The 16,420-nt window shown below is 68.3% G+C and carries 15 protein-coding genes; 9 read left to right on the forward strand and 6 right to left on the reverse strand.

Going from position 1 to position 16,420, the window contains the following annotated elements:
• Positions 1-148 precede the first annotated feature (148 nt).
• Positions 149-685 carry a MarR family winged helix-turn-helix transcriptional regulator gene (locus tag DAT35_RS46495; RefSeq protein WP_158502159.1) on the forward strand — a complete coding sequence of 179 codons (537 nt, stop codon included), beginning with the start codon at positions 149-151 and terminating at the stop codon, positions 683-685.
• A gap of 30 nt (positions 686-715) precedes the next feature.
• A complete protein-coding gene (locus DAT35_RS46500; protein ID WP_108075863.1) occupies positions 716-1,117 on the forward strand; it encodes an ACT domain-containing protein in 402 nt (133 codons plus the stop codon).
• A 17-nt stretch (positions 1,118-1,134) separates the two neighbouring features.
• Here the strand turns inward: DAT35_RS46500 and DAT35_RS46505 are convergent, their stop codons facing one another.
• The 3 genes from DAT35_RS46505 to DAT35_RS46515 all read right to left on the reverse strand — a co-directional run bounded on the left by DAT35_RS46505 (position 1,135) and on the right by DAT35_RS46515 (position 3,878).
• Positions 1,135-2,037, reverse strand: coding sequence for a metallophosphoesterase (locus DAT35_RS46505; RefSeq protein WP_108075794.1), 903 nt, complete (start codon positions 2,035-2,037; stop codon positions 1,135-1,137).
• Between the two features lie 269 nt (positions 2,038-2,306).
• A complete protein-coding gene (locus DAT35_RS46510; RefSeq protein ID WP_108075795.1) occupies positions 2,307-2,681 on the reverse strand; it encodes a hypothetical protein in 375 nt (124 codons plus the stop codon).
• A gap of 27 nt (positions 2,682-2,708) precedes the next feature.
• Positions 2,709-3,878 carry a hypothetical protein gene (locus DAT35_RS46515; protein ID WP_108075796.1) on the reverse strand — a complete coding sequence of 390 codons (1,170 nt, stop codon included), beginning with the start codon at positions 3,876-3,878 and terminating at the stop codon, positions 2,709-2,711.
• A gap of 129 nt (positions 3,879-4,007) precedes the next feature.
• Here DAT35_RS46515 and DAT35_RS46520 point away from each other — a divergent pair, with 129 nt between their 5' ends.
• From DAT35_RS46520 to DAT35_RS46550, 5 genes are all read left to right on the forward strand, one after another.
• Positions 4,008-5,636, forward strand: a complete 1,629-nt coding sequence (locus DAT35_RS46520) for a CapA family protein (protein ID WP_108075864.1) — start codon at positions 4,008-4,010, stop codon at positions 5,634-5,636.
• A 309-nt stretch (positions 5,637-5,945) separates the two neighbouring features.
• Positions 5,946-7,247, forward strand: coding sequence for an MFS transporter (locus DAT35_RS46525; RefSeq protein ID WP_108075797.1), 1,302 nt, complete (start codon positions 5,946-5,948; stop codon positions 7,245-7,247).
• Between the two features lie 214 nt (positions 7,248-7,461).
• Positions 7,462-8,118 (forward strand): hypothetical protein, encoded by a 657-nt coding sequence (locus tag DAT35_RS46530; RefSeq protein ID WP_199243211.1) that lies wholly within the window; start codon positions 7,462-7,464, stop codon positions 8,116-8,118.
• Between the two features lie 896 nt (positions 8,119-9,014).
• The gene (locus DAT35_RS46540) at positions 9,015-9,395 is read left to right on the forward strand and encodes a hypothetical protein (protein ID WP_158502160.1); all 381 of its coding nucleotides are present in this window, start codon (positions 9,015-9,017) and stop codon (positions 9,393-9,395) included.
• Positions 9,396-10,120: 725 nt separating this feature from the next.
• Positions 10,121-11,218, forward strand: a complete 1,098-nt coding sequence (locus DAT35_RS46550; RefSeq protein WP_146210159.1) for a hypothetical protein — start codon at positions 10,121-10,123, stop codon at positions 11,216-11,218.
• Between the two features lie 312 nt (positions 11,219-11,530).
• Here the strand turns inward: DAT35_RS46550 and DAT35_RS46555 are convergent, their stop codons facing one another.
• Entirely contained in the window at positions 11,531-12,019 is a 489-nt protein-coding gene (locus DAT35_RS46555) for a hypothetical protein (protein ID WP_108075802.1), read from the reverse strand.
• 237 nt (positions 12,020-12,256) lie between these two features.
• Here DAT35_RS46555 and DAT35_RS61445 point away from each other — a divergent pair, with 237 nt between their 5' ends.
• A complete protein-coding gene (locus DAT35_RS61445) occupies positions 12,257-14,062 on the forward strand; it encodes a peptidoglycan-binding protein (protein WP_108075803.1) in 1,806 nt (601 codons plus the stop codon).
• Between the two features lie 104 nt (positions 14,063-14,166).
• On the opposite strand, the gene DAT35_RS46565 is transcribed toward DAT35_RS61445, so the two are convergent.
• Together DAT35_RS46565 and DAT35_RS46570 are read right to left on the reverse strand one after the other, a co-directional pair.
• Positions 14,167-14,538: a hypothetical protein gene (locus DAT35_RS46565; protein WP_146210160.1), complete on the reverse strand. Its 372-nt coding sequence runs from the start codon at positions 14,536-14,538 to the stop codon at positions 14,167-14,169.
• Positions 14,539-14,782: 244 nt separating this feature from the next.
• Positions 14,783-15,610 carry an acyl-CoA thioesterase II gene (locus DAT35_RS46570; RefSeq protein ID WP_108075805.1) on the reverse strand — a complete coding sequence of 276 codons (828 nt, stop codon included), beginning with the start codon at positions 15,608-15,610 and terminating at the stop codon, positions 14,783-14,785.
• Positions 15,611-15,789: 179 nt separating this feature from the next.
• On the opposite strand from DAT35_RS46570, the gene DAT35_RS46575 reads away from it, so the two are divergent.
• Complete coding sequence (locus tag DAT35_RS46575) at positions 15,790-16,395, forward strand: hypothetical protein (RefSeq protein WP_108075806.1); 606 nt, start codon at positions 15,790-15,792, stop codon at positions 16,393-16,395.
• The last annotated feature ends 25 nt before the right edge of the window (positions 16,396-16,420 follow it).

A 16,420-nucleotide genomic window follows, 5' to 3' on the forward strand; every position in this document is an offset into this window, starting at 1 on the left:
CCTCGAACGCTGGCCGTGGGCCCGCTCCCGGGGCCGCCCTCGCGCTTGCCGGGTGACCTTCTCGGGGGGACGGCCTATCCTTTTGGATATGGGATATTTTAACGATCGAAAGATTCGAGAGTCAAATCAATCCGGCAGGGAGCCGTTGGTGGAGGAGATCGGGCGGGGCATCACCGAGTGGCAGAACGAGGTGCAGGCGTTCGACGAGGCGTTCGCCGAGCGCATGGGGCTGAACCTGACGGACGTGCGGTGCCTGGGGCTGCTGATCAACCGGGGAGCGATGAGCGCGGGCGAGCTGGCTCAGGCCAGCGGGCTGTCACCGGGGGCGATGACCGCCGCGGTCGACCGGTGGGAGAAGGCGGGCTATGCGCGCCGGGTCCGCAGCAGCGAGGATCGCCGGAGCGTGAGCGTGGAGCCGACGGCGAAGGTCCGGCGGGCGAGCGAGGAGCTCTGGGGACCGCTGGTGGTGGAGGGCCGCGAGGTGCTCCGGCGCTACAGCGCCGAGGAGCTGGAGCTCATCCGGGACTTCGTGAGCCAGTGCGTGGCGCTCCAGGTGCGGCACACGGCGCGGGTCCGGGGCCGGCCAGTGCCGTCCGCCAGCGAGGCGCCCGAGCGGCCCGGGTCCTCCGAGCCCTCCGGGGAGGAGGCCCGGCCGCGTTCCCGGAGTCCGCGGCGGAAGTCCTGAACCCCCGTGTTCATGGGAGGATGCGAGGCCATGTCGGGTGAGACGAATCTGGATGCGCTGCTGAAGTCGATGAGACCGGTGCTGCGGGACGGCGAGTTCGTCTTCTGCACCACCCCCGAGCCCCCGCCGGACCTGGGGGCACTGGAGCCCGTGGGGTTCTTCCGCGAGGACGAGGGGCTGACGCTCATCCTGCGCCGCGAGCGGGCCGAGGCCGCGGGGTTTCAGTGCTCGGCGGCGTTCCGGATGGTGACGCTCTCGGTGCACTCCAGCCTGGAGGCCGTGGGGTTCCTCGCGGCCATCACGAGCTGGCTGGCCACCCATGGCATCAGCGTGAATCCCGTGTCCGGGTACTACCACGACCACCTCTTCGTGCTCGCGGACCGGGTGGAGGAGTGTCTGTCCTTGCTCACGGAGCTGTCCCTCCAGGGGTGACGGGCCTAGGCCCGCGTTTAGTGGCAGGCGCCCCGGCCCTGATCCCTCACATCGCCTCCCACCTGGATGAACTCCCACGAGTAGGCGCCGTCCTCCAGCGTCAGCTTCATCAGTCCGAACGTGCCGGCCAGGCGCACCTCACTGTTCGCCAGGGTCGGACCGAAGACGTAGAGCTCCTTGCCTCCCGTCCCCACCACGAACTCGCGCAGGCCTCGCTCGGCGTCCGCGACCCCCTCGGGCGTCTGCGGCGCGAAACGCTCGTAGAAATGGTCGTGGCCCGCCAGCACCACGTCCGCTCCCGCCTCGTACAGCGCCTCCCAGATGCCCTTCACCACCGCGTTGTCGCGGCCCAGCCCCGAGCTGAAGAGCGGCCGGTGCATGTAGGCCAGCGTGCACCGTGCCGGGTGTGCCTTCAGGTCCTCGCGCAGCCACCGCTCCTGCTCCGCGAGCCCGCGCTTCGACAGCTCGCTGTTGAGCGCCACCACGTGCCAGCCGCCCAGGTCGTAGCTGTAGTAGCCCTTGCCCGGTTCGCCCGCCGCCGCGCCGAAGTACTCGAAGTAGGGGCGCGCCCGGGCTGAGTGGTACTCGTGATTGCCCGGTGTCGGATGGGTCCGCTGCTTGTGCCTCCCCCAGGACGGGGCATAGCAGCGCTCGAAGTCCTCCGCCGAGCCGTCCGGATAGGCATTGTCTCCCAGCGTGAAGACGGTTCCGTCGATTCCATCCAACATCGCCGCCGTGGCCTCGTCCCGGTCCGACTCACAGCTCGCGATGTCTCCCGCCCCCACCATCACCTGTTGAGAGGTTGTGGGCAGGCCCGCGCCCGGAGTCATTCCCGAGGACGCCCCCGGCGTCTGGCAGGCTCCGAGTGACAGCAACAGGGCCGCGCTCCCCGCGCGGTGCAGGAGGTGCGTGTGGTTCATGGGGGCTCCACTCCATCCAGGGTTGTTCGAGCAGGACTACGAGACGGGGCGAAGGTAGTCGCGGAAGGCGTGGGGGGAGTGCGTGCCGGAGTACCGCTGCCCCTGTTCGTGCTGATGGGAGCGATGAAGGTGGCGTGTCGGGGTCTGGCCTGGAGCGGAGCCGGGAGCCGAGGACGCCCGCCGGGTGCGTTCTTCCGCAACGGGTCCGATGGTCGGACCAGTCCGCGAAGAATGCGCTCGGGAGGTCGTAAAGACTTTCTTCGGAGGGCTCAGTCCGGGAGCGTGAGCGTCACGGTCTCGGTGAGGACGTGGCACTCATCCTCACCCACCGAGACCGACTGGCGTGCGGTGCGTTGGCCATCGGCGCTCGTGGCCGTGATGACGTACTCGCCCGGCCTCTCGTACTCCGTCACCCACGTGTCGCAGTTGCCCTGTGTCCCCGCGCCCGCGCACATCGCCTGCTGCTCGGGACCGCCGTCCCGTGTGAAGGTGACCCGGGCGTCCCGCTGGGGCGTGCCCCGTGCGTCCACCACCCTCACCTGCACCGAGGCCCGTGCCTCGAGGGTGCAGAAGGACTGGGGACCGCTGCATGCGGACAACACGGTGGAGAGGGTGAGCACCACGGCGGCAGGGAAGAGGCGCATGGGCCCTCGTACAGGAACCCCCCGGTGCTACGCGAGGCCCAGTCTGCCGAGCGTCACCTCGCGCACCTTCGGAATCCGGAAGCGGTAGAGGAAGGCGTCCGCGAAGTAGTGCGCCAGCACGATGGCGTTCGTCACCGTTACTCCCAGAGTCCACAGCGGCTCCTGGCGCAGGAGGAACGTCGACGCCGCTCCGCCCGTGGCCGTGTCCACCAGTGGAACGAAGGGGCTCTGCGCCAGGCCCACGAGGATGAGCGGCAGCATCACGCCCAGCATCGCCGCCCACACCGCGCCCCCGCGCAGCCGGGACTCCGCCTCCCTCGCCGTGGGCTCCAGCATCCGCCCCGTGAGGAAGAAGTACTCCAGCCCGTGGATGCCCGCGCTCAGCACCACGCCCCATGCCGGCCACGCCAGGTACACCGCCACCACCGCCGTGTGTCCCAGCACGTACAGGCGCCTCGGACCGCTCGTCCCCGAGGGCCCTCGCAGCGCCGCCACCAGCAGACCCGCGAACACCGCCCACACGGCCAGCAGCACCCACGTGGTGCCGTGTGGCAGTGCCCCGCCCTCCGCCTGGCCCACGTTCACCAGCGGGAAGTCCCCCGCCCTGCTCGTCACCGGCACCGCCAGCGTGCGCACCATCATCAGCACCAGCGCCAGTGGCACGAAGACGCGCTGCAGCCGGCGCTCGGCCTCGGACAGCGAGGGCACTCCGGCTACTCGGGCCTTCAGTCCGTGCAGCGCCCAGATGCCCTTCACCTGCGACAGCGTGTGGTGCGCCGCCAGGAGGTGGATGACCGCGGACAGCATCAGGTTGAGCCCGGGGGCGCGCTCGCCCGCGTACCAGAGCAGCGCGAGGCACAGCGCGAACACCGCCGCCGAGCCCCCCACCAGCAGCCTCGCCTGAGAGGGCGTGGTGTGCAGCAGCTCGCGCCGCGCTCCCACCAGCAGGAAGGTGAGGATGACGTGTGTGCCGTTGAAGAGCACGTACTGCGAGGCCCACCGCCCGAGCGCCCGAGAGTACCCGTCCACCCCCTCGCCCGTGGTGCCCGCCAGCCACACCGAGAAGAGCGTCAGCAGCGCTGGCACCAGCAACAGGCTCACGTCCACCCGGGGCGAGAACAGCCACAGCCCCTCGAAGCGGACGGCGGAAGCGGACGAGTCCGCGGACGGAGACAGCGCGGGAGCGGTCTGGGACATACCTCGCCCAGTATAGGACGCTTGCCCCCTCTCCCCAGAGCCCGCCCGGTTGCTCCGCCGTCGAGCGCTGGACGCCCCCGCACGCATTCCTCTGGACACCGCCCCCGGACCCGTAAGATGCGCGCCCTCATGCGCTCCCGCTCTCTTCTGCTCTCCGTGCTCGCGCTCTCCGCCCTCGGAGGCTGTGCGACCGCTCGCGGCCCCGCCGCCGAGTCCGAATCCGTCTCCCGCTCCCAGTCCTCCGAGTCCGGCGAGGCCTCTGCCTCCGCTCCCGCGGCTCCGGCTGCTCCGGCGGCGACTGCTGCTCCGACCCCTGCCGCTCCGGCTGCACCCGCTGCCCCCGCCGCTTCGGCGGCGCCTGCTGCACCCGCTGCTCCGGCTGCACCTGCAGCTTCTGCCGCTTCGGCGGCGCCTGCTGCTCCCGCCGCGACGGCCGAGCCCACCGAGGTCGCTGGCGCTGATGCCCTCTATGCCCGCGGCGTCGAGGCCCTCAAGGTGAAGGACGCCTCCGCCGCCATCGCCGCCTTCTCCGCCTGCACCCGCGCCGCCCCCTCCCGCATCGACTGCCACTGGGAGCTCGGCTGGGCGTACTCGCTCGTCAACCGCTGGTCCGACTCGCTCACCGAGTGGACCCAGGTGCAGAAGCTCGACCCCAACTACCCGGACCTCGAGGACGCCCTCACCCAGGCCCGCGGCCAGTCCGCCCTCCTGCAGAAGCTCGCCACCAGCGATTCGGCGAAGCCCTCGCCCCGCCCCGCTCCCCCCGCCAACGCCCGCGTCCGTCTGCGTGCCGTGGGTGACGTGATGCTCGGCACCTCCTTCCCCGAGGGCCTCCTTCCTCCCGATGACGGCGCCGCCAGCCTCGCCACCGTCGCCCCCCTGCTGCGCGACGCGGACCTCACCTTCGTCAACCTCGAGGGCCCCCTCTGCGACAACGGCGAGACCAAGAAGTGCCGCAAGGGTGGCAACTGCTACGCCTTCCGCTCCCCCACCCGCTACGGCAAGTACCTCCAGGACGCCGGCGTCGACCTGGCCTCCACCGCCAACAACCACTCCGGTGACTTCGGTGAGCTGTGCCGCCGCGAAACCGAGGCCACCCTCGACGCGCTCGGCATCCGCTGGAGCGGCCCCGCCGGCACCGTCGCCACCGTCGAGCGCAATGGCCTGCGCATCGGCCTGATTGCCTTCCACACCTCGGCCAACTGCAACTACGTCAACGACACCGCCAGCGCCGCCGCCCTGGTGCGCTCGGTCAAGCAGGGGCACGATCTCGTCGTCGTCTCCTTCCACGGCGGCGCCGAGGGCGCCAAGGCCCTCAACATTCCCCAGGGCCCCGAGCTCTTCTACGGTGAGAACCGCGGCCACCTCCGCGTCTTCACCCACGCCGTCATCGACGCCGGCGCGGACCTGGTGCTCGGCCACGGCCCCCACGTCGTGCGCGCCATGGAGTTCTACAAGGACCGGCTCATCGTCTACTCCATGGGCAACTTCGCCACCTACGGCTCCTTCAACCTCAAGGGCCCGCAGGGGCTCGGCATGGTCGTCGACGTGGAGCTCGACTCCCAGGGCCGCTTCCGCTCCGGCCGCATCCTCCCCACCCGCCAGGAGGGCAAGGGCATCCCCCAGCCGGACTCCTCCGGTGAGGTGATTCCGCTCGTGCGCCGCCTCACCACCGAGGACTTCCCCCAGACCGGTGCCCTCATCGGCCCCGACGGCACCATCTCGCCGCGCAAGGCCGTCGCCGCTGGCGCCGACTAGCACCTCGCGTCACGTCTCCGTGTCAGCTCGAGCGCCCTGGGCTTCCCGCTCAGGGCGCTCTCGTTTTTTCGGAGCCCGGCTCGACGCACCGCCCTGTCATGGCGCGTCGGCGCGGCACGTCAGACGCTCCTGGGCCGATCTCCTCCGACCTTCCGTGTGGGTCGTAGCTGATTTGGAGTCATACGAGTTCGTCGCCACTGGAGGCTTGCCGGGTGCTTGCCGTGACAGTGGGCGAGCATTCACCTGGAGACGTGTGGGCGGGTGCCCACCGAGCGCGCGTCAGCCGGGTGGGTTACAAAGGAAAGCGCCGTGCCTGCCCTCCATCTGTCGCGCTTTTCCTCGCTCCGAGCGTTTGGACATCGGGACTTCGTCCATGTCTGGTCCGGAGCACTTGTCTCGAACATTGGCACCTGGATGGAGACGCTCGCGCTGGGCGTCTTCGTCACCACGGTGACGGGCCGCGCCGAGGCGACCGGCACCATCGCTGCGCTCACCTATCTCCCCGCCGTGGTGCTCTCGCCCGTGGGCGGAGCGCTCGCGGACCGGTTCGACCGGCGCACCTACCTCGCCGTGGGCACCGTGGTGCAGTCGCTGCTGGCCGCCATCCTCACCGTGCTCGCCTTCACCGGGCGCCTCACCGTGCCGGCCGTCGCCGTCATCTCCTTCCTCAACGGTTGCACCAACACGCTCGTCAACCCGGCCTTCGCCGCGCTCATCTCCCAGGTCGTCCCTCCCGAGGACCTGCACAGCGCCGTCAGCCTCAACTCGGCGCAGTACAACCTGGGCCGCATCATCGGCCCGGCGCTCGCCGCCGTGGTGCTCGCCACGGGTGGGCCCGCCTGGGCGTTGCTCGTCAACACCCTGTCCTTCCTTGCTGTGCTCGCCGCGCTCTCGCGTGTCCGGTCTCAGGGCCGGGTCGGTTCGCAGACGCCGGAGGACTTGTGGCCCGGCATCTGCCGCGGCGCCCGGGTGGCTCGCGGCGACGCGGGCATCTCCCTCATCATGGTGGGCACGCTCTTCGTGTCGGCGCTCGTGGCACCCTTCATCGCGCTGGTGCCGGTGTTCGCCATCCGCGTCTTCAACCAGGGCGCCGCCGCCACCTCCCTGCTCGTCACCGCGCAGGGCGTGGGCGCGGTGTGCGCCGCGATGATGCTCGGCCCGCTGGTGGAGCGCTTCGGCCGCCGGCGCCTGCTGGAGTGGTGCTTGCTGCTCATTGGCCCGGTGGCGGCCCTGTACTGGCTCGCCCCCACCCTGCACCTGGCCGCGCTCGCCATCGTGGGACTCGGCGCGCTCTACATGGCCTCGCTCACCGGCCTCAACACCTCCAGCCAGCTGCGCGTCCCCCGCGAATTGCAGGCGCGCATCAGCAGCCTGTACAGCATGATGATCGGCGTGGGGTACACGGTGGGCGTGTGGCTCCAGGGCGTCCTCGCGGACCGCGTGGGCGTGCGCTTCATCACCGTCACGTGCGCCGTGCTGTTCCTCGCGCTCGTGCTCACGCTGCGCCTGCTGCGCCCGCGTGCCTTCGAGGCCACCGAGGCTCCCAGCGAGTTCTACCGTCCCGGCAGCCCGAGCCCCTCCGCACAGCTAGAGGGGCCCGGGGAGTTCTGAGCGGGGTGAAGACGGACATCTGGGCTCCGTAGTAGGGAGGATAGCGGCAGGTCCACCTGCCGCCGTGGGGCGGATTGTCCAAGGAGAGAACACGACCATGCGGTATGCACTTCCGTCCCTCCTACTGGCGGCGGGTTGTGCCACTACGCCCTTGCCTCACACCCCTGCGCAGCGCGTCCCCAAAGGTCCGTGGTCGGAGGTGCCCGCAGTCGAAATGCCCACGGGGGAGACCTCCGTCCCCATCAGCTTGCTCCGGGACGTGGCGGACGCACTCCTCAAGCGTCCTGGCGCCAAGGTGTGTGACCCGGTGAAGCTGCGGCCCATCGTGGGCCTGTCCACGGAATACTGCTCCACGGTCTATGTCGCCGGAGACCGCAACTCCCTCTCCTGGCGGGTGACCGAGCCCACCGTCGGAGACCACAACTCATGCCTTCCGTTCCTTGAAGTGGAGGACGACGACTATCCTGCCTCGCAAGTGTGGGTCGTGGGGTACGTCCACAACCACCTCTGTGGCTCGCCTCCCTCCTCGGGCGACCTCACCCGATGGCCCAAGAACGCGTTCGACGCCTATGTGGCCATGGCGGAAGTCCGCCTGATTGCGAGCAATGAGCAACCGGGTAACACGAGCAAACGGGTTCCCGCCGTCTACAAGAACACGGGTATTGATATGGCCTCGGCCATCGTAGCGGAGCGCTCGGACGGCACTCGCGTCTACTTGCGCTACTTCACCACGGGCGAGGTTGAACAGTGGAGCGATGCAAGGGCCGGCTGGGTCTCCCTTGGCACCTGCGCCCCACGGCTACCCGACGGCCGCAATCGTCCTCGCCCGCCCAAATGCAACCCTGAACCTCTGCAGTTGCTGAGAGAGTAGGTGCCCGTCATGTGCCGACGGTCAACAAGAAGAGTCTCAGACCCACGCTGGCGTCTCCGGGGTGATAACCCTGTTACCGAGAGTGCTATGACCGAGTGTGGCTTCAGGAGAATGCGATGAACAAGCTGTATGCGCTCGCAGTGCTCACTGCAGTGCTCGCAGGATGTGCCATGCCCGCCGCTGCCAGGAAGAGGCAGATCGAGTGGCCGGGCGAAGCCTCGACCCAGCTCATCGTCCCGCTCACCGAGGCGGGGGCTGCGCTCGCCGCCGTGGCCGCCATCCGCGAGATGGTGAGAGTCAACCCCTATCCAGACCTGTTCTTGGGCTGCTCCAGCCCCGAACAGGGCTTGGATGTCGTCGTCTTCAAGGACTCGTCGTCGGGCTTGTACTATGTCTCGCTCGTCCAACGCTTCGATCGGTGTAACCCGTGCGGATCTCCCTCTCGGGTGCTCGACGGGAACTACGAGTACGCGGTAACCCCCCAAGGCGAGGTGGTGGCCGAAGTTCTGCCGCCGGTGTATGAGGATGCGGCCTCCTCTCCCCGCCCAAGCCCGACCCCTGCCGAGCAAACAGCGCCACCTGCCGCTCCGCCCACCCCTACGGGGGGCCGGCCCGCACCGGCCCCTGCTCCGCAGCCAGCAGACCCGCCACCTGCCGTCGCGCCCGTGCAGTCACCTCCACCGGCCGAGCCTCCGGCTGCGCCCTCACCTGCTGCGCCAGCACCCATACCCCCTGCGCCAGCAGATTCGCTCAAGGGGGGAGCGACCCCAGCCGCAGGCACTCGGGCCCCAGGCGACGCAGGAACCACGGCCGACAGCACACAGGTCCCTCCGCGCGTCAGATTGGAAATGCAGGACATTCATTACGACGGGTGGACCCTCTCGGGACGAGTCCTGATGAGCCCTGTCGCGGGCAGCTTGCGCCTGGACAAACGGCTCGTCAATACCACCTCCGTGAATATCGGGCCTATCTGGGATTGCGCTCGCGAAAAACGCTTCTACTACAGGATTGCCCATGGCATTGCCCCCTTGGCCCGTCCAGAGGATCTCCTCACCCTTGAGCCTGGCCACTGGTACGGGGGCACGGTGCAGTTCCCCGTGTTCCTTGAGGGCATCACCGAGATGGGGCCGGAGTGTATCGAGGCCGAGATTTTTCTCACATCAGAGTGCAAGCGCGTCGCAAGCCAGCGCATCCGCGCCGTGCGCACCCTGGCGCAGACCCCGGATGGCGGCATACCGCAAGCGCCACGGCCCACACCGGATGCGGGCTCACCGTGAGGCGGGACACGGCGACGAGCGTCGCTGGCGCCCGGTCCAGGCGCTCCTGACGCAGAGCATCCCTCTCCTCTGCTCGCAGGAGCCGCTGCGCTCCAAGCTACCAAGGTGGCGCAAGGGGCGGGTGGCCGCTGGGACCTCGAGGTGGGACCTCCAGGTGAGCCTGCTGCAACCCACCACCCCCACCCGTGAAAGCACCGCCAGCGAGTCCGAGGAGTGCTTCTCCAGCACCTCCTCTGGCTCCGTGACCGCCAACCCATCCAAGGCGTGCCTCTCCGTGTCAAGGTGTATGCGCTCGCAGTGCTCGCAGCGGTGCTCTCGGGATGTGCCGTGCCCGCCACTGCCCGGAAGCCTCAGATCACGTGACCGGAAGAGGACGCGACCCAGCTCGTCGTTCCGTCCGCAGAGGCGGGGGCTGCGACAGCCCCGAGCAGGGACTGAATGTCATCATCTTCAAAGGCCCGACGCCAAGCCTGTATTACGTCAAGCTGATTCAGCACTTCGAGCGGTGCGGCGAACCGCCACGAAGAAGAGTGCTGGGAGGATGTCAGACAGTCCGTAGAGGGCCAAGCTGGGTTTCAGGCGGCTTGTCGGGGCAAGGTGTCAGAGCGAATTCTTTGGTTTTCTCCCAGGCAAACGTCGACAAGTTGTATGATGTTCTCGCTAAGATGCACGTCGTGGGGTTGGCTACGACGTACACGGCGACATTGAGCCAACGAGGTTGACACTTGGGAACGCTCTCATTTTTGCCATGGACCACCATCGATCGATCCTACCGCATTGGTCCATTCGAGGTGGCACCGGTTGCGATCGTTGACCGGCGCGCGAGTCGACTCAAGGATGTCGTCGAGCCGGATACAGACATGCGGAGCATCCTCTCGTCGTATCGCGACCAGCATGATCAACCGATCGCGTCTGCGACGCTTATTAGATTCGCCGACCGAAGCTGGAGCGCTGACCTCACGGAGGATGAGATCGAACGCGTGTTCGGCCTTACCGAGGCACTCGCGTTCAGTGGCTTGGCCGAGCGCGAGTTCTTCACGCACTCCGGATACTGCAACCGCGATTCGTTCACCGGAATCGTTCAGCGCTTTCGCCCAGGAGCATCGGGTGCATCTCTCCGCTCGCGCCGCCGCGATGGTGGGACCTCTTCCTATTGGTCCGCAGAATTGCTTCGTGTCCGCCAGGAACCACACATTGTGGAACTGCGCGGTTATGCGATTACCGCGCTGACAGCCCCGAGCTTCAACGCCATGGAGACCGACGAAGGATTTGATCTCGCGATCCGCGCGTTCAATGAAGCGAACACCGATCGAGCGACGATGAGTCAGACGCACGAGTTGATCTCAACCGTCAGTGCGTTCCAGCAGCTATTCGGCATTCGCGGAGGCGATGTTGCAAGTACTGCGCGAAGCTTCGCGGATGCATTGACTCGCGTCCCGCTCGCGAGCGTGAAACCCAAGAAGCCTCGAAGCGAGGAGTTCGTTGCACGGCGAGGACTGAGACAAGCCTGGATGTACGACATGGCGACCATGCGTGGCAGCGTTGCGCACGGGAATCGCCAAGGATCATACCCATCCATCTGGTCCGTGCAGGAGCACCTGCTTCTGGCTGCCTTCATATTCCCGCTCCTGGTGAAGCTGCGACTTTCAGCGAGCGGATATACCCTCACGCGAGAAGACCGGCTCGAACTCGGATTGTTCGATTACTATTTGGCAAGCGAGAACGTGCTCGCCCCAGCCAATGAACTGGACGGCGTCGCGACTTCGCACGTCTGGAGCCAGCTCCGGGCAAATCTCTGGCTCGAGATTGACATCGACTGGTAGGAGGAGCTGGAACTGGTTTCGAGTTCCAGTAAGTCAATCGTGCCCGCCGTGTGCTCTGTGCCGCCCATCAAGGCTGACTCGCATCGCACGCTTGCACGGAAGCCAGACCCAGAAGACAGACAAAGGCTGCGGTGAGGCGAACCCAGCAGACTCGGGGTGTCATGGGCTGAGTCATTCGGTGGCTCTCGTTGCTTCCAAGTCCCCATCCCTGGTCCGCTCTCCCCCTTCACGGGGTGGAACACGGGGGCGGGTACCCTCACCCCGACCCTCTCCCGTCGGGAGAGGGCAGGGTTTCACGACTACTTCTCGCGACTACTTCGCGTCCACCGTGAGGACCATCCAGCGGTCCGTGGAATGGTCGATCTTCACGTTCGCCGCGCCCGCCTCCTGCAACTGCTGCAGCACCTTCTCCAGGAACTGCAGCTGCTCCTGCGACGCGTCCACGAACACGTTCTTCGAGCCAGTGCCCTTCGCCTTCGGCTTCTTCGCCGCCGGCTGCGCCCCCGCTCCGTTCGTCAGCTCGTTCGTCGCCGCCGCCTTCAGCTGCGACGCCGCGTCCACCACCTGCGTCTCGGGCTCGGGCTCGGGCGAGGTCTCCTCGGCCTTCTCCTCCTCCTGGCTCTCCACGTCGCGCTGCGCCTGCTCACGCAGCTCGTTGAACGTCTTCGCGTTCAGCGACGCTCCGAACTTGTCCTTGTAGGCGTCCATCGCCTCGTTGCGGCTGATGTCCGGCTGGTTGCGGAAGAGCTCCAGCAGGAACGCGTGGCGCTCCTGGGCCTGGTCCTGGGAAATCCGTGCCATCTTTGAGGTCCTCGTGTGCTGCGTACTGCACAACTGCGGAACGCAGGGCGGCGCACCGTACCCGAGCCCCGTGTGGAGCGGAAGTGGTCCACGCCCTCGGCGCCTCGCGCTCCCACGCCAACGCTCCGTGTGGCTCCTCCTCACCCGGAGTCGTCCGTGAGCCCCTCTCGCAACTTGGGAATTCCTCCGTACGACAATCCCCACACAGCCTCCGTCGTCCCGTTCCGAGCCCTCCCCATGACCACCATCCAGCGCACCTCCTCCACGACAAGCACCTCTCGCCCCGAGCCGCTCCGCGCCGACGCCCGCGCGCAGACCTCCGCCCCCGAGACGGCCTCCCCGCGCAACACCCTGGCCGCCGCGCGCAACACGGACACCTTCGTGGCCCAGGCGCTGCGCTATGACGGCTCCAAGCCCGCTCCCGGCACCACCAACACCCAGGCGTGGGTTCCCATCGACGCCCCCGTGCGCGGCAGCCCGTCGAATCGCAACGCCAATACCTACAACGAGGTCCTCAACCAGTTCGCCGTGGGCAACAACCCGCGCTACACCCCGCGCGGCGGCAACACCTACTGCAACATCTTCGTGTGGGACGCCACGCGCGCCATGGGCGCGGAGATTCCCCACTGGGTGGATGGCGCCGGCAACCCCACCGGCGTGGGCAAGGGCCGCGAGCTCAACGCCAACGCCACCGTGGACTGGCTCCACCAGCACGGCGCCGAGCACGGCTGGCGCAAGGTGAGCGCCGAGGAGGCCCAGCGTCTGGCCAACCAGGGCCACCCCGCCACCGCCGTGTGGAAGAACCCGAGCGGCATCGGCCACGTCGCCATGGTGCGCCCCGGTGAGCTCACCAGCCAGGGCCCCGCCATCGCCCAGGCCGGCTCGAGCAACTTCAACAACGGCCATGTGAAGGACTCCTTCGGCAACCGCCCCGTCGAGTACTGGGTCAACGACTCGGGCAAGGCCACCGGAGGCTCGCCCTCGCCCACCCCCACGCCGACTCCGACGCCCACCCCGACTCCGACTCCCACGCCCGGCGGCTCCACCTCCGTTCCCCAGGTGGACCTCAAGCGCGGCGCCGAGGGCGCCGAGGTGAAGAAGCTCCAGGATGCCCTGGTGAAGCTGGGCTACATGACGAACGAGCAGGTGGCCACCGGCCCGGGCACCTTCGGCCCCAAGACGGAGGCCGCTGTCGCGAAGTTCCAGACGGACCACGGCATCAGCCCCAACTCGGGCATCTTCGGCCCCAAGACGCGCGCGGCGATGACCTCCGAGCTCGACAAGCTCAACCGCCCCGCCGTGCCCCAGGTGGACCTCAAGCGCGGCGCCGAGGGCGCCGAGGTGAAGAAGCTCCAGGACGCCCTGGTGAAGCTGGGCTACATGACGAACGAGCAGGTCTCCACCGGCCCGGGCACCTTCGGTCCCAAGACGGAAGCCGCCGTCGCGAAGTTCCAGACGGACCACGGCATCAGTCCCAACTCGGGCATCTTCGGCCCCAAGACGCGCGCGGCGCTCACCCAGGCGCTCGGCGGCAGCGGCGGCAAGCCCCCCTCCGGCCCCGTCACCGGCCCCACCCCCACCCCGCCCACCGGCGGCACGGATGCGGCCAAGGCGGCCCGCCTCAACGACATGCTCAAGAACAGCGGCCTGCGCGGCCAGGGCGAGCACATCCTCGCCATGTCCAAGAAGTACAACGTGCCGCCCGAGCTCGCGCTCGCCATGTTCCAGAAGGAGGCCCAGTGGAACACCACCGGCCTGGCCCCGAAGAACAACAACCCCGGCAACCTGCGCTTCGCCGAGTGGGAGCGTCAGTTCGGCGGCGTGCCCAACGGCGGCTTCACCAAGTTCCCCAGCGTGGAGAAGGGCGTCGAGGCCTACTTCCGGCTGCTCGGCGGCCCCGCCTACCGCGAGTTCGTCGACAACAAGGACTGGCAGGGCCTGGTGAACAAGTACGCCCCTCCCTCCGATGGCAACGACAGCGTCACCTACGCCCGTCAGATTACCCAGTGGATGGACAAGTACCGGGCGCAGATCAACGGCTAGTCGCCGGACCCGGGCACCCCGCATGAAGAAAGGGCCGGTCTCCTTCCAGAGGGGACCGGCCCTTCGTGCTTCAGTGCCTCAGCACCCGAGGGTGCCGCGCGGAATTACTTGCAGATCTGCCCGCACACGGCCGGGGTCTTGGCCGGGTCCAGGAAGTCCGCGCAGGTCTGGGCCTTCCGCGCGTCCGAGCAGTCCGAGGCGTTGCCCAGGTTGTACTTCTTGCCGTCGGTGCAGGCCTCGTCGTACTCCTTGCGCTCCGAGCACTTGCTGGCGGCGTAGAGCTTGGTCTTACAGTCGGCCACGCTGGTGCCGTAGATGGCCTTGAACGCATCCGAGCTCTTCACCGCATCCGACTGGCACTCGTAGATGCGGTCACAGGCCAGATCCGCGCTGGACTCGCACACAGACTCGGGCGAGACGCAGCCAACGGCGAACATGGACACGGCGGCACTGGCCACAAGGAAGAACTTGCGCATGTGAATCATCTCCTGAATGGGGAACTGCGGGGAGTTGTGCTGCAACCTCCCTGGTCCACCTCGCCCCCCTCCAAACGTGGGTGACCGTGTGACCGGAGAGTGGCGCGTTGTTAGCACTTCGTGACGATTAAGGCGAACTTCGCGACCGCAATAGACCCCCTTGTGCGGTGCGTCATTTGATTCTTGCGCTGTGCGTCATTCCATCCCGCGCTAGTTTTTCAAGGAGAGGAAACACAGACAGGGCTCACCGGCCCTGGGGGAACACCGCCGCCACCTGGCGTAGCTGTGCGATCAACTGTCCGTCCTCGCTCCACAGCTCGGCCAGGTCATCCGCGTAGCCCTCGGCGGCGTGACGGGAGAGGCCGGTGCGCAGGTAGAAGGCCTCCGGCGAGGCCGAGGCGAGCGGCAGCGGCGCGTAGAAGTGCGCCGTGTAGTCCACCGTGGCGCCGTTGCAGAAGCCCTCCACCCGGGTCAGCGCCGCGGGCGGGTACGAATCCAACAGCCCCACCACCAGCGGCGCGTCGAGCGGCGTCGGGACGCGCGGGCGGATCCACCCTCCGAGGCGGGCCTCCTTCGCACCCGAGAAGGGCACGGCCCCCACGCACCAGCGGTAGTCGAAGTGCGCGGCGAAGGTGGGCAGCATCTCGCTCGACATGGGACGGACGTCAGAGGGAGGCGGCGCCCGGGGCGGCTTCGCGTCCGTGTAGACGAGCGGTGTGTCCCGCGACAGGGCGAAGGTGGCGCTCGCGAGGCACGCCACCTGTCCCGCCTGCTCCACTCGCGCGGACAGGTGCGTCACCTGGCGGCCGGCGCGCTCGAGGCGGACGGAGAGGGTGGCCTCGCCCTCCGTCACGGGAGCGCAGAAGTGCACGGTGAGCGAGCGCGGCGCACGGGCCGGCTCGTTCAGCTCGCGCATCATCGAGCGCAGCAGGGAGCCGCCGAGCATTCCGCCAAAGGCGCCGCGCCCCTGGAACCATTCCGGGCGGATGTGGCTGAGGTAGCGCCCCTCGCCGAGCGGGCTCCAGGTGGTGGCGGTGACGAAGGGGGATGACTCCGAGGTGTTCGAGGACATGGGCGAACCCTAACCAGGGCGAGGAGGACGGGCACGCTCCGTGATGGGGATGCGCGGGCGGTGTGCGTACGGGGCGTGTCAGCGGGGTGGGCCGGTGCGTACGCGGTGTGACGGTGGGCGGGGGGCGGCGCTCGCAACGTCCCGCTTCTCCTGGACGGCCCGAGTGCATGGGGGTTGCAATGGGCGGTGACATGCACGGTGTGGTGGGTGTGATGACGGCCCTGGTGATGGCGGCGGCCCCGGCCGGAGAGGGCGCGGCCGAGGGCGCTCCGGAGGAGGGTGATTCCTGGCATGAGAGCGCCCGCGTGTTCGTGGGCGTGGCGGTGCCGCTGGCGCCCGGGGGGTTCGCGCTGGAGGGAGAGCGGGAACTGGATGACCGGTTCACCGCGACCCTCGGGCTGCGGGGCTCCTTCGACCTGGGAGGGTGGAGCCGCGTCTTCGACGACTCGAGCCCGGCGTACCTGCGGCTGGGAGTCGAGCCGGGCGTGCGCTTCTACGTGACGGGCTCGGCGCTGGATGGGATGTGGTTCGGCCCCCGGCTCGAGCTGATGCACTCGTGGCAGGACGCGAGGGATTCCGAGGGAAGCGCGGTGGGGGGCTCGCGGCGGGACTGGGACCTGGGAGGCGCGCTGCTCACGGGCTACAGCGTGCGCCTGGGCGAGGGTTTCACCGTGCAGGGCGCGCTGGGCGTGGGCGCGTTGTACCGGCCTCCCCACTCCGGCTCCAGTCCGTGGAGCGTGACCGTGGGGTACAGGGCCGAGCTCTGCCTCGGGTGGTCCTTCTGAGAGGGTGCGGCTAGCGTCCTGTCCC

Origin of the sequence: Vitiosangium sp. GDMCC 1.1324 (assembly GCF_003044305.1) — a bacterium.
Classification (GTDB): domain Bacteria; phylum Myxococcota; class Myxococcia; order Myxococcales; family Myxococcaceae; genus Archangium.